A 12,578-nucleotide genomic window follows, 5' to 3' on the forward strand; every position below is an offset into this window, starting at 1 on the left:
GCGTGATTTTATGAGGCGGATGGAATTATAAGAGACCGTCTTAGAGAGAGAATATTTAGCAACCCCGGATGTGCGTCCGGGGTTGTCTTTTTTTAGGTTTTGTATTCTAACCGTTAATTCTAATTAGGGTGCGGCCTTTTATCTGGCCTTGTAATATTTGGTCTATTTTGGACTGAACTGTTTCAAGTGTTATCTCTGTGCAGGCTTCTGCCAGGTTAGCCGGTTTCCATTCTTTGGCTAGTTTTTCCCATACTTTGGTCCGGTAAGGCATGGGGTAATTTTGCGAATCAATACCGATGAGTGTTACGCCGCGTAGGATAAATGGAAAAACGGTTAACTCCAGTTTAGGCGATGCGGCATTTCCACAGCAGGTTACCACACCCATGGACGAGGTGGCTTTAATGATATTTTCGAGGATGACGCCCCCGACGGTATCAATGGCGCCGGCAAATAGAGGCTTTAGTAAGGGTTTTTTGTCAAAGTTCTCGATGTCGCTGCGAAGCAATACCTCTGCGGCACCTAGTTTTTTTAAGAAATCTGTTTCCGTTGCTTTACCCGTGATAGCCACCACACTATAGCCTAATTTACAGAGGATGGAAACACTGATGGCGCCAACGCCACCCGTAGCTCCGGAAACAGCTATTTTACCATCTGTGGGCTTTACCAATTCTGTTAAACGCAGAACAGACATACCCGCCGTTAGACCTGCTGTACCATAGATCATAGCTTCCTGCATGCTCATTGTATCAGGTAATTGTACAGCCCAGGCAGCCGGCACTTTAGTATATTCGGCAAAGCCACCATCTGTATTCATCCCCAAATCATAGCTGGTTACGATTACTTTTGTGCCAACTTTTACTGTGTCGCTTTTTGAATCTTCCACCACGCCAACGGCATCGATGCCCGGTGTGTGCGGGTAATGGCGGGTTACGCCCTTATTGCCTGTTGCCGACAGGGCGTCTTTATAATTCAGGGATGTATAGTGTACTTTTACAAGGATCTCTTCGTCCTGCAGCGGATCGAAGGGTACTGTTTTTATAGTGCCTTTGTATTGGCCATCAACTTCTTCAACTCTAAAGGCCTTAAACATTGGGTGATTCTGTGTCATGATACAAGCTTTAATTTTGTACTTTTGTGCAAAGATCAGATTAAATGAGTTAATTATCAATAGCTTACATAAAGGTGGGTTACGAACATTTATTTCTGAATTGCTCGTTATTAATGTGTTGAGAATTGAAAAAATGGAAAAAAGCTATTGTCCAATCGATACCTTTATTAATGCTGTAAAGGGCAAGCGAAAAGGTACTATTATATTGCACCTGTCGCAAGGGCATAAACGTTACAGCGAGTTGGTTAGGCTCATTACTGATATCAGCGAGCGGATGTTAAGTAAGCAGCTTAAGGAGTTGGAAGGAGATGGTCTGATAACGCGTACCGTTTATCCCGAAGTGCCCCCTCGTGTCGAGTATCGCTTATCGGCATTGGGAAAATCCATTCATCCCTTCCTGAAAGGCATGTACAAAGGGGGTATTTTGCTGGAAAATAGTATCGAATAGTGCGCTGATATACTCCTTGTTGCCCCACGTTTAGCCAGGAAGCGCCTGCGGTGTGTTTCGTATGCGGGTATTTTCTTCCAGGCTTTGGTTGCTAAGGCGGTACATTTGCTTTACTTCAAGGCATATAAAACCATACTCTTCCACCACTTTGCCACGCAGCAGGTAGCACCCGGGTCCACGGAACGGGTAGCGTCGCAGGGCATCGGAAAAATGTACCGTGTCGAGCCAGTGACCTTCCACATCCAAAAAGGTGCCAAACGACATGGTTTCGCCCGTGCCGGTGCGTGTGGGCTTGCGGGTGATCAGATAACCTACGATAGCCACTGTTTGATTGAGGCAGTGGGGCAGGTCGGTAGCCTTCAGTAGGCTGGGTAGTTGTTTTTCCAGTAGCTTAAAGGGCGAGGTGAGGGGAAAGCCCAGTAGCTCCAGCTCGTCAAAAGCATCTTCCAGCTCGTGCTCCCACAGGGGGGGGAGTTCAAAGGCGCGCACTTCGGGCTGAAAAAGGGTGGGCTCCGGCTTGGTTTGCTTGCTGTGTCCCAGCAGGTGATGAACTTCCCATAGTAGTTCTTTCTTGGTTTTACCGGTGAAGCGTAAGGCGCCAATACGGATTAGTATCAGTACTTGTTCCAGTGAAATAGGTACCCGGCTTATCAGGTCGGCCAGATTAGCAAAGGCACCGTACAGCCCCCGTTCGTTGAGCAGCATAGCCACCGTTTTCTTTTCTAGTCCATGTAGCATAAATAATCCCAAAAACAGGTGTTTGCCGTGGATCGTGCAGGGCCAGTCGCTGCGGTTGACGCAGGGAGCCTCAACAATGGCGCCATGCATACGCGCTTCGTGCAGATATAGTTCAGGCCGGTAAAAGCCACCGCCGTTATTCAGGGTGGCTGTCATGTATTCGCGCGGGAAATAAGCCTTCAGATACAGGGCTTGAAAACTCTCTACGGCATAGCTGGCCGAGTGTCCCTTGGCAAAGGCATAGTTGGCAAAGCTCTCAATCTGCCGCCATATATCGGCCACCGTCTGTTCGGCATAGCCTTTGGCCCGGCAGTTACTGAAAAACTTATCGCGTACCTTACTAAATTCGTTGCGCTGCCTGAATTTCCATGACATGCCGCGACGCAGCACATCAGCTTCGTCCAGTGACAGGCCGGCAAAATAATGGGCTACCTTAATCACATCCTCCTGATAGACCATCACGCCATAAGTCTCCTCCAGTATATTGTATAGCTCGGGTAGTTCCTTGCGGGCCTGTTCGCGACGTTCGGGGTGTTGAAAGCGCAGGATGTATTCGCGCATCATGCCGCTTTTGGCTACCCCGGGCCGTATGATGGAGCTGGCCGCCACCAGGCGCAGGTAGTCACCGGCTTTGAGCTTGGTGAGCAGCATGCGCATGGCCGGCGATTCCACATAAAAACAGCCGATGGCTTTTCCGGCCTTCAGTAGTTCTTTAATGCGACTGTCCTGTTTGAGTTTGGGTATGTCATCAATATCGATGGTGGTGTTGGTGTTATCGTGGATGATGGTCAGGGTATCTTTAATCTTACTGAGTCCGCGCTGACTAAGGATATCGAATTTGTGTAGACCCAGGTCTTCGGCATTGTACATATCAAACTGGGTAGAGGGAAAGCCCTTGGGCAGCAGCTCGGTTGCCGAATAGGCTGTAATGGGATCCTCGGAAATGAGTATGCCACTGGCATGTATGCTGCAGTGGCTGGGGAAACCGGTGATAAATTGGCTGTATTTGAGCACCCACTGTCCGTATTTCTGCTGATGGGCTGCCTCCGGGTTCTTTTGCAGTGTCACAATTTCATCATCGGGCAGGCCAAACACCTTGGCTACCTCACGAATGGCTGATTTATATTTGAAGGTGATGTAGTTGCCCAGCAGTGCCACCCGGTCGTACCCGTATCGCTCAAATATATATCGTGTCACATCATCGCGGTCGGTCCACGAAAAGTCAATATCGAAGTCGGGTGGTGACTGGCGGAAGGGGTTGATAAAACGCTCGAAATATAGATCCAGCTCTATGGGATCCACATTGGTGATGCGCAGCAGGTAGGCCACCAGGCTGTTGGCGCCACTGCCCCGGCCAATATGGTAGTAGCCTTTACTACGTGCGTAGTCAACAATGTCGAGGGTGATTAAAAAATAGGCACAAAAGTCCAGATCACGAATTACCTCCAGTTCTTTGTTCATGCGCTGAATAACGGTTTCATCGTGCCGGGGATAGCGGTAGGCCAGTCCTTCGATACAGCGTTTTTTCAGTAGCTCAAAATCGGCTTCTTTCGATTGGCTAAACACTTGTTTGTTTTTATTGGTGCCAAAGTGAAAGTCGATATGACATGAGGCCAGCAGATCTTCTGTGTTTTTGATAATCTGCGGATAATCGGCATATATATTGAGCAGCTCGTCCCGTGGGATGATGGTATCGGCTTCAGTTGCTTGCTCGGTGGCGGGCAGCTTGCTAAGCAGTAGGTTGTTGTCGATGGCGCGTAGCAGCCGATGAGCATTGTAGTCGTGCTTGTTGCGAAAAGAGCAGGTGTGTTTAATTACCAGTTTATCCTGATGATTTTTCCAATGCGAAAAGGGCAGTTTTTTTAGCTCGTGGGGAGCAATGCCAATAAATTCATTGGGGCGCAGGGTGTCGTGGGGATAGGAGAATGGATAGATTACCCAGGCTTCTTTAAAAGCCGGAGCATGGGCATCGAAATGTACCTGCTCGTGCAGATGAGGAGTCAGGTAATCGTTAATCTCCTTGAAGCCGGCATTGTTACGGGCAATGGCCACATACAGTTGCTGTACCCCATTGCGAAAATCGACCCCCACAACCGGCTTGATGTTGTGCCGCTCTGCCAGGCGTACAAAGTCGATGCTGGCTGCGGTGTTATTGATGTCGGTAAGGGCAAAGCTGTGGTAGTTATAATGACTCAATACCTTAATCAAGTCCTCGGTGGCAATAGCACCGTATTTAAAGCTGTAATATGAATGGCAGTTGGTGAGCATGTGTTTTAGTTGTGTAGTCAATAGTTGGGCCCGGTGTTAGGGGCTAGAGCTTAGAAGTACCGTGCACTAGTTTCGGTTTCGGACTGATGATCTCTCCATCGATTTGACCGTTAAAGGGATTCATCTGCTTCAGGTGGCGGGCGCGCATGCCCTGGGCGCGTTTTATGGCATCTTCGCCATAGCGTCCGCGCAGCTGATCCATGGCCTGATAGAGTTTAATCATCTTAAAGGAATCTTCAAAAAGGCGGATTTGGTAACTGCCGCCTACCAAGTTGCTGAAGCGCACGCCAATGAGTCGCACCAATACACGCCGGTCATATACCTTTTCAAATAAATCTTTCACCGTTTCAATTAGGGTGTGATCCAGTGAGGTGTAAGGGATGCGCTTTTGCCGTGTGTGCGTCTGAAAATCGGCATAACGCACTTTTACCGATACGCAGGAGGTAAGCTTATTGCTGTTGCGTAGCTGATAGGCCAGGCTCTCGGCCATGCCCACCAGTATGCTTTTCAGGGTGTATACATCGGTGGTATCTTGCTCAAAGGTGCGTTCGGTGGAAATGGATTTGCGCTCGCTCCAGGCCACCACCGGCGTATGGTCAATGCCCTGTGCCTTTTTCCAGATAGTAATTCCGTTTTTGCCCAGTACACGTTCCATTAGTTCGGCCGGCATCTCTTGTACTGTGCGTATCTTTTCAATGCCCATGCGCCGTAACAGGTGGTAGGTTTTATTGCCCACCATGGGTATTTTTTTAATCGACAGTGGTGCCAGGAAAGGCTTCTCGTAACCTTTCTCTATTTGAATGTGATTGTTGGGCTTGGCCTCGCCGGTACCTACCTTGGCTACGGTTTTACTGGTGGATAAGCCAAAGGAGATGGGTAGGCAGGTGTCGCGCATAATCTCTTCGCGCAGTTCCTTGGCCCACAGGTAGGTGGTTTTTATGTAGCGATCCATGCCGGTAACATCAATATAAAACTCATCGATGGATGATTTTTCAAACAAGGGCGATCGTGCGCGTATGATTTCGGTTATCTGGTTCGAAAATTCGCTGTAGGCCTGGCTATTGCCGCGTATCACTTTGGCATGTGGGCACAGCTGACGCGCCATACGCATGGGCATGGCCGAATGGATGCCGTAGCTGCGTGCTTCGTAGCTGCAGGCCGCCACCACACCACGGTCTGAGGTGCCGCCTATTAATACGGGTACGCCAATCAACTCTTTGTTAATTAGGCGTTCGCACGATACGAAGAAAGTATCCAAGTCCAGATGTAATATTGATTTATTCATTTTGTCGATAATATCGTCATTTTCCTGATAATAATATAGTCACTTTTGCTATCTTTGGGAAGAGAAATGACAGACTATTTTTGAACCAAAGGCAGAAGATGCTGGGGTAGAGGAGGAAAAATTAGCTGTTAGTTGGTAGCTGTTAGTTCTTAGCTGTTTGCTGTTTGCTGTTAGTTCTTAGCTATTAGTTCTTAGCTGTTAGTTCTTAGCTGTTAGCTAATACCTAATACCTAAGAACTAATTCCTAATACCTAAACCCTAATAAATAGAATCATGTATTTTGCAGAGAATATTAAGTTTTTACGAAAGCGAAAGGGCTTGTCACAGAGTGACCTGGCTTCTTTTTTAGGTTTGACGCGCACCACCTTGGCTGGTTATGAAAAAAGTGTGCAGCCACCTTTTAAAACGTTGATTAAGTTTGCCGATTATTTTAAGGTATCCATCGATGCTCTCGTGCGTTACAGGCTGGAAGCCTTGTCGTCCTTTCAGCTGTCGCAAATTGAGGATGGCTTTGATATTGATGTAACGGGGCAGAAGCTGCGCCTGCTAACCGTATCGGTAGATAAGGAGGGAAAGGAAAATATAGAGATGGTGCCGGTGGAAGCGCAGGCCGGTTACACGAGTGACTATGGCGATACGGATTTTATTGCTTCGCTGCCTAAGTTTTCATTGCCCTTTTTACCCCGCGATAGGACCTATCGCACCTTTCAGATACGCGGCGATTCGATGTTGCCCATTCCTGAGGGTGCCTGGGTAACGGGTTCGTACATTCAAAATTGGCACAATATTAAAGATGGTACCCCTTGTGTGATTGTAACCCGTGATGAGGGCATCGTGTTTAAGGTAGTGTACAATCAGCTTGAGAAGAATGAAAGCCTCTTGCTGGTATCTACCAATCGCCTGTATAAACCCTATGAGTTGGCGGTGAAAAATATTATGGAGATATGGCGCTTCGAAACCTATAACGGTTTTGAGATTGGGCAGTGAGTTCACTATGCTATTAATGTCTATGCTTTTGTTGATTTTTCAAAAGCTTCATTATCTTTATCCTCGAACCTTAAAACACACAATTATGAGAATGATTTGTTTAGTCCTTGCAGCAGGACTTTTTTATGCCTGCAACTGTGAAAAGTCAAATAAGTCTGACTTTCCGGAGGAATACATTGGAACCTGGCAGTTGATATCTTCGGATTATTACGGGAAGGATTCGGTGAAATCAAATATGGTGGATGGCCAGGAGATGATTAAGATAATTACGCCCACTCACTTTGCCTTCTTTTTACACGACTTGTACCAGGGAAAGGACAGTAGCAATGTGGCTTATATGTCGGGTGGCGGAACCGTTACATTTGAAGGCAATAAGTATACTGAGCATCTTGATTTCTGTACGGCTCGTGAGTGGGAGACGCATTCGTTTCATTTTAACCTGGAATTGCGGGGAGATACCCTTATTCAGCAAGGTGTTGAAGAGTTGGAAGAACTGGGTTTAGGCGATGAAAATTTGTTGTTGATAGAAAAATACATCAGGGTAAGGGAGTAATTATATCACCCACCGCCGGAGGCGGTGGGATGGGCATCTTAATTGGCGTTTCATACTCTAAATCATCATGGTTGCTAGGTCTCAGATATTAATACTGTTTTGGCGTTGTCCGCCATGGATACTTTCTCCAGAAATTCTCTGAAATCATTAAACTCTTCCTTGGGATAGGTGCCTTTGTTGATCTCAAAATAGCGGTAATAGGTTATCTGTCCTTGATCCAATACGGCATGCGATTGGTACTTGCCATATTTCGTATTCAGCACCGTTTCTTTAGGAAGCGCTTCTACGCCTAAGTTAGTCGGCACTTCAAAGGTAATGGTGTCGCACTCGCTGTAGTTTCGCTGCACATATACAGGGTTGTTGCGGCTGCGGGCATAGCGTGGTACAGAATTGAAAGCATTGAAGATATTCAATTTAAGAAGCTTCCGATTACCCATTGATGAGCAATAGTTGCTCGCCTCGAGTTGCACTTTTTTTGTAAACGAGGGTTGGGGGCTGGTCTTGTCCTCAAGCTGGTAATTGTTTAGTTGAAAGTTAGGAATGCTAATACCATTTATAATTTTTTTGCGCCGGTCTGTTTCATCGCGATGAAGCAGATACGACTGATCGCCATACCTAGCGCCGGTATATACAAGTTCCGCTTCCACATGAATGGAGTTGTTATCAGCTATCTTTACTGTACCGGTTGTTGTTTGCCGGTTTTCTTCCACCGTATAGGCCGGGGTTTTTACAAATTCACCGCCATTATCTTTCACGATTAAGGCATACCTGTCATCTGTAAAATCACCCATGTAGCCGGCAGGTGATTGTGCACTTGTGCATTCCAGCCAGATGGTATCTTTATCGCAGGGAACGCATAAAATAACGTGGTTAAAATCATTCATTGAAAAGTCAAGCGGTGCCGAGTGCAGGCTGTTACCTGCATATATTCTTGCATAATACGACTCGATGCCGGCAGCTTTTAGCAGCGCCATTGTATAGTTCGATAAGGCCTTGCAATCTCCGTAAGAGAGTCGGTCAACTGTTTCAGCCGGGAAAGGTTGCCATCCGCCAACGCCTTCCTGAATGCTTATGTAGCGATTCTTTTTTTGAGCGTATCGATATACTTTTTTGATTTTATCCTCTTTGCTTTCGGCATTATTAACGAGTGATTTTATCTCTTCTATTGTTTCTTCAGGAAGTCCATCACGTCCTTCAAGAAGCCGTCCCATAAAAGCCCCAAGATTGTTCCACGACTCCATATTTCCTTTAATGCCATCTAACTCAAAGTCGGATGCGGCAAGAAAAACGGTTGGGTATATTTTTCTGTAATTGGGCGAGAGTGGTTCGTAGTTGATGGCTTCAATATTATTAACAAACCAATTGTACACCATCTTATCCTCTTGCATGGCCGCTTGAACAGGTGCGATATTCTTTTCCAAGTAGCGAAGTTTGTAAGTAGATGGAACAATAGCTGTAAATTCGGAGTGTTCGATGGAGACATTATAACCTTCAAAGCCCACCCACCTTGGAAGAAAGAACAAGGTATTGTAGGATTCGCTGTATGTGTATTCTATGGTAAACGGATAACTGTAATATTCAGGATCGATATGTTTAACTCTTCCATCGGTAAACAGGGTGCTGCCACTTATGGCACTGTAATCTTTTATATCCTCGTTCTTAATTTTCTTAACCCTTTTTCCCTTACTATCGTATATTGCTCCATCTATTCTGTCAATGTTAAATAGTTTATCGTAGTTAAGCTTAAGGATGGATAAGTCAATGGCACCTTCTTTTAGAATTGTCACGGCATACTTGGTTTCCTTCTTGCCTTTATTTTCTGAAATCAATTCGAAAACCACGTCATTGGTGCGAACTACAGCATTGGCATTGCGCAGTAACTCCTGGGGGATGTTATCAATAGCATAGTGCGGAGCATCTTTTGCCAGCGTTATTAATGGTAAAAGTACAAAGGCGCAGGCTATGAGTACGATTTTTTTATAAACTGGCTGCATCGTTGATTGGTTTTAGGATGATGGGTTCGGCATGTTTTTTTATAATCTGCTCATACATTGCTTTTAAGTATTCGTACTCTTCGGGCAAAAACATGGTTTTGTTAATGTTGAATTTATAAATGGTCATCAACTTATTCTGTGTGGCCTGATACTGGATGAGTACATACAATGATTTATCGGGCGTTACGATTTTGATGGGCTCCGGTATTTCAGCAATGGTGTAACCATCAGGTATTGCAATATTAGAAATAAGGTATTTATTTCGGCAGTATGCGAAATCAACCGGATACTTTCGTTCTTCGAGCTTAAATGGATTTTTGCCAATTTTTTCGATTAAAAATGGATTGATCAGCACCATGTCGTTGATGCGTTCAACCGAGTTTTTAAGCTGAACCTCATAGACGTCCTGAATGGGTTGGCTGATATTGTCTAAGTTGTTTATGGAGAAATTTTTAATGATAAGGCCACTGTGTTTTGATTCCAGAGAAGTAAGGTACTCCTCATCTCCTGCAAATTCCTTGTAGTCTTTTCTAAAGCCATAACTGGCATAACCATCTCGCTTGTAGGTTATTTCACCTTTTAAAAGAAGGCTTTCATCCAGTTCAAGGTTAAACATGGTCGTTTCTTTATCGCTATAAATAGGCTTAATCTCCACCCATTTTCCTTTTTCTTTGGTAACCACGCGTCCTTGTTGGTTAAGACATCGTACGGGCAGCATGCCAAAAATGAGCTCTTTTTCGGTGGCATCCAATAAATAATCTTTACCATCTATTGTGGCACAAACCATAGTATAATCAAGCTTTTCGTAGCTGGGATAAAATGGGTTTAATAATCCATTACTGCGAGTGCTTATTACAACCGGATTAGCATCAATATCTAACTTTTTGAGTAGGTGCAATAACATAAAGTTAATATCGGTACTGTTTCCTACTTTTTCCTTAAAAGGTTTATTGAGGGAATTGGACGTAGTGAAAATCCAACTTTCCTCATTCCACTTTACTGTTTTAATGGCTTCAAAAGCTGCTTTTGCCCGTTCGATTGGGGCCAGGCTTTTAGTTTCAATTTGTTCGGCAATATCATTGATGTATCCCGCACCGTTTCTCAGTGTTCCGCCAAAGTAATCGTGATCCATCAGCCGGTCGTTTACTGCTTCCCACGAGGTGGTGAAGGATTTGTAATAGCCCGGATAGCTAATGTTCAGCAAGTCAAACTCAAACTTAGTAATGTAATTGTCTCTGGAACTCATGTAGGCTTCCGATTTAAAGGCGGGCATATCTTTGGCCACAAATCGATTTTTGTCAGTAATGGCAAGTGGCTCATAGCCAGTCATTCTTTTGCGGTAGTTTATGTATTGAGATTCTTCTAATCTTAGTTCGCACCATTTCACGGGAATTGAGCGCTGGAAGGTCCATTCTGTTGGTAATCCAAACGATGTAAACTCAAGTTCGAACACACTACCTACCTTTACATTGGGCAGTGCAACTCTGTATCGGAAAATACTTTCTGTTACACGTTCTCTAAATATGGATTCGCGTTTTAGCTTATCAACCTCTATTTCGCCATCTACCAAATTATAGGTACGCCCTCTGAAGCTATCGTCTTCTCTGCCCGGCAGTACAAACTCGGCATAGCTTGTACCCGCTTTTTTTAAAACTTTTATCCGTTCAATGCGGTGAAATTTAAAATCTTTGGCAATAAACTGACCATACTTGCATAACACAACCGCTGCAGCCGAAGTGTCGGGTTCGTAGACGGTCATCTTAAGGTCTTCGATACTTACCTTTCCAAATTTAATGGGTGCTTTTTGTGCAAAAAGATGCGCCGATGCTATTATGATTAGCAACGGAAGAAGTAATTTTTTCATTGGGGGTAGATTTAGTTTTTAGTTACCGTATTAAAAATAGTAATATTATTAAATACAAAACGAATAATCCCCCATGTAATGTGTTAATTTAGAATGATTATGGATCAGCCGTATATTTCACGGCTAATTAATAGTTTTAGATAGTTATTTTCGTAATGCTTACGAGCTATCTGCCCAGCTCAAAGGGCAATATTTTGTCAATGACGATGGCTTGTGGACTTACTTTTACCCGAATTGGAATGATTTCGACACCTGCTTTATAGGCTTCAGACAAAGCTTCAGCATAAGCGGGGTCGATGCTAGGTGCCGGTGCAAAAATCTCCACATCGCTGCGTTGTATAATATACAGCATTACTGCCCGTATGCCTTCTTTCTTCAGCGTTATCAGTTCGTTAAGGTGTTTTTTACCCCGTGTGGTAACGGCATCGGGAAAGCGGGCATAGGCACCGTCTTTCATGGTTACGTTCTTCACCTCGATGAAACAGGTCTCATCGGTTTTTTGCGCCATAATGTCGATGCGGCTGTTGCCCGTTTTTACTTCGCGCTGAACATGATCGTAACCCTTCAGCTGCGGTATCTCACCATTTTTCACGGCTTCAAAGGCAATGCGGTTGGGGTGCGACGTGTTGATGCCCACCCATTTTCCGTTTAGCTTAATCATCTCCCAGGTGTAAGGGGTCTTGCGTTTTGGATCTTTGGCGGGCGATAAATATACCTCGGCACCTTCTTCAAGACAGGTCTTCATGGACCCACTGTTGGTGCAATGGGCAAGCACAACGGTGCCATCATCGAGTTGGATATCGCTTAAAAATCGCTTGTAGCGTCTGATCAGGGTGCCATGTACTAAAGGAGTATCAAATTTCATATCCAAAAAATTTATTCATCACACAAGGAAAAACAAAGTAAGCTTTATTTTTGCAATCCATAAAAAATGCGAAAGGATGGAGTGTCGAGAAAATTGTGGAGCTTGTTGTATCGTGCCAAGCATATCATCAAAACTACCGAAAGCACCGGGTGGCAAGGTGGGTGGGGTACCTTGTCCACACCTTACATCCGATTATCGTTGCGATATTTTTAATTCGCCGGAGCGTCCTGCCGTGTGTGCCGGCTTCAGAGCCGAAAAAATCGTGTGTGGTAACAACCGTTCCGAGGCCATTGAAATATTAGCCGACCTGGAGGGGCTCACAACCTGGAAGCATCTATAATCAGTACTTTCTTAATTTATTTCATGTAGGGAGCAAACTTTCTATAATTATTGGCTGTAGTTTACAATAGCGTTTTAATTTTGTAACTTAATGAGAAAATGCCATGGATACCGCCAAAATAAAAGAAG

Annotated in this window: 10 protein-coding genes; 4 read left to right on the forward strand and 6 right to left on the reverse strand. The window is 44.9% G+C overall.

Annotated elements, in window-relative coordinates; all coding sequences use genetic code 11:
• Nucleotides 1–106 precede the first annotated feature (106 nt).
• On the reverse strand, nucleotides 107–1,108 hold the full coding sequence (locus tag ACRD7A_RS18175) for a YhdH/YhfP family quinone oxidoreductase (RefSeq protein WP_430812807.1): 1,002 nt from the start codon (nucleotides 1,106–1,108) through the stop codon (nucleotides 107–109).
• 133 nt (nucleotides 1,109–1,241) lie between these two features.
• Here ACRD7A_RS18175 and ACRD7A_RS18180 point away from each other — a divergent pair, with 133 nt between their 5' ends.
• Entirely contained in the window at nucleotides 1,242–1,556 is a 315-nt protein-coding gene (locus ACRD7A_RS18180; RefSeq protein WP_430812806.1) for a winged helix-turn-helix transcriptional regulator, read from the forward strand.
• A 30-nt stretch (nucleotides 1,557–1,586) separates the two neighbouring features.
• Here ACRD7A_RS18180 and ACRD7A_RS18185 read toward each other — a convergent pair whose 3' ends face one another.
• Both ACRD7A_RS18185 and dinB read right to left on the reverse strand, forming a co-directional pair.
• Nucleotides 1,587–4,562, reverse strand: a complete 2,976-nt coding sequence (locus ACRD7A_RS18185) for a DNA polymerase III subunit alpha (RefSeq protein ID WP_430812805.1) — start codon at nucleotides 4,560–4,562, stop codon at nucleotides 1,587–1,589.
• A 43-nt stretch (nucleotides 4,563–4,605) separates the two neighbouring features.
• Entirely contained in the window at nucleotides 4,606–5,847 is a 1,242-nt protein-coding gene (dinB, locus tag ACRD7A_RS18190) for a DNA polymerase IV (protein ID WP_430812804.1), read from the reverse strand.
• 273 nt (nucleotides 5,848–6,120) lie between these two features.
• On the opposite strand from dinB, the gene ACRD7A_RS18195 reads away from it, so the two are divergent.
• Nucleotides 6,121–6,834, forward strand: coding sequence for an XRE family transcriptional regulator (locus ACRD7A_RS18195; RefSeq protein ID WP_430812803.1), 714 nt, complete (start codon nucleotides 6,121–6,123; stop codon nucleotides 6,832–6,834).
• Between the two features lie 85 nt (nucleotides 6,835–6,919).
• A complete protein-coding gene (locus tag ACRD7A_RS18200; RefSeq protein ID WP_430812802.1) occupies nucleotides 6,920–7,387 on the forward strand; it encodes a hypothetical protein in 468 nt (155 codons plus the stop codon).
• A 74-nt stretch (nucleotides 7,388–7,461) separates the two neighbouring features.
• On the opposite strand, the gene ACRD7A_RS18205 is transcribed toward ACRD7A_RS18200, so the two are convergent.
• The 3 genes from ACRD7A_RS18205 to sfsA all read right to left on the reverse strand — a co-directional run bounded on the left by ACRD7A_RS18205 (nucleotide 7,462) and on the right by sfsA (nucleotide 12,110).
• Nucleotides 7,462–9,381 (reverse strand): DUF3858 domain-containing protein, encoded by a 1,920-nt coding sequence (locus ACRD7A_RS18205; RefSeq protein WP_430812801.1) that lies wholly within the window; start codon nucleotides 9,379–9,381, stop codon nucleotides 7,462–7,464.
• Nucleotides 9,365–11,245, reverse strand: a complete 1,881-nt coding sequence (locus ACRD7A_RS18210) for a DUF3858 domain-containing protein (RefSeq protein WP_430812800.1) — start codon at nucleotides 11,243–11,245, stop codon at nucleotides 9,365–9,367. Before ACRD7A_RS18210 ends, ACRD7A_RS18205 begins: the two co-directional genes overlap by 17 nt.
• 166 nt (nucleotides 11,246–11,411) lie before the next feature.
• Nucleotides 11,412–12,110, reverse strand: coding sequence for a DNA/RNA nuclease SfsA (gene sfsA / locus ACRD7A_RS18215; RefSeq protein ID WP_430812799.1), 699 nt, complete (start codon nucleotides 12,108–12,110; stop codon nucleotides 11,412–11,414).
• 76 nt (nucleotides 12,111–12,186) lie between these two features.
• Between sfsA and ACRD7A_RS18220 the strand changes: the two genes are divergently transcribed.
• On the forward strand, nucleotides 12,187–12,450 hold the full coding sequence (locus ACRD7A_RS18220) for a YkgJ family cysteine cluster protein (protein ID WP_430812798.1): 264 nt from the start codon (nucleotides 12,187–12,189) through the stop codon (nucleotides 12,448–12,450).
• Nucleotides 12,451–12,578 lie beyond the last annotated feature (128 nt).

This window comes from Carboxylicivirga longa (assembly GCF_050589825.1).
Lineage (GTDB): Bacteria > Bacteroidota > Bacteroidia > Bacteroidales > Marinilabiliaceae > Carboxylicivirga > Carboxylicivirga longa.